Origin of the sequence: Clostridium sp. CS001, assembly GCF_020443565.1 — a bacterium.
In the GTDB taxonomy this organism is placed as follows: Bacteria; Bacillota; Clostridia; order Clostridiales; family Clostridiaceae; genus Clostridium_AD.
The window spans coordinates 1-906 of the sequence record NZ_JAIZZN010000077.1 but is presented as its reverse complement, the minus strand read 5'-3'; the positions used below and the strand labels follow the sequence as shown (position 1 = coordinate 906).

The 906-nt window shown below is 32.3% G+C and carries 1 tRNA gene; it reads left to right on the top strand.

Annotation, left to right across the window (positions count from 1 at the left end):
• Positions 1 to 29: 29 nt before the first annotated feature.
• A tRNA-Ala gene (locus LGK97_RS19600) sits at positions 30 to 106 on the top strand.
• Positions 107 to 906 lie beyond the last annotated feature (800 nt).

Below are 906 nucleotides of genomic sequence, written 5' to 3'. Positions count from 1 at the left end.
GGGTTCGAGTCCCTGAAGGTCCACCATATGGGGGTATAGCTCAGCTTGGGAGAGCACCTGCCTTGCACGCAGGGGGTCAAGGGTTCGAGCCCCTTTATCTCCACCAAAGAACAGTCCGTTATGGGCTGTTTTTTTATTGTAAAAAATTATTAATATTAACACTCACAATAAAATTAAAAGTAGGTATAAGTTATCAAGGGATTATGCTCTAGTTATATCATTAAATCATCACCTACGGTGCTGCAATATTAGCGACTTCAGAAGGAGATTTACCTCTAGGTACGTCTCTGGAGTAGATAACAATTCTCAATTGTTATCCCCCCACTGAAGTTTTATTTTGCTAGGGTAGTTGATCCCCACTTATAGAAGCGAGAAACTTTCCTTCTGAAATGTCGTTAAATATAGATATTTCAGTATATACTTATCCATGTGTGTCAATATAGTTAATATAAAGGATTATTAAGTAATACGTAGTAAATAAAGAATAATATCTATATATGGGGAAAAACTTAAACATATGACTTTATTCTTATGATAGAATAATCCTTGTCGCTACGAACAGGTATCGACAAAGATAAACATTAATAAGTTAACATTTAATACTTTAATAATATGTTTAAAAAATATTAAAAGAAGTTGTTGACAAATTGAGAAGTATCTAGTAATATAGTAGAAGTCGTCGCAAGATGAAAAAACAAATTGGTCTTTGAAAATTAAACAGAGAAATAGGTAAAGAAACGAAATAATATTTCGTTAAATCAGTTAATTACTTTAGCAAAAAGTAATTCTTAGTTTTAAGACTAAGAGAATTGTAATGAGCTTGCTAACCAGCCTAACAGTTGGCGCAGATTATAACATTTCAAATTAAAAAGTGTAAACTTTTAAATTGAGAGTTTGATCCTGGCT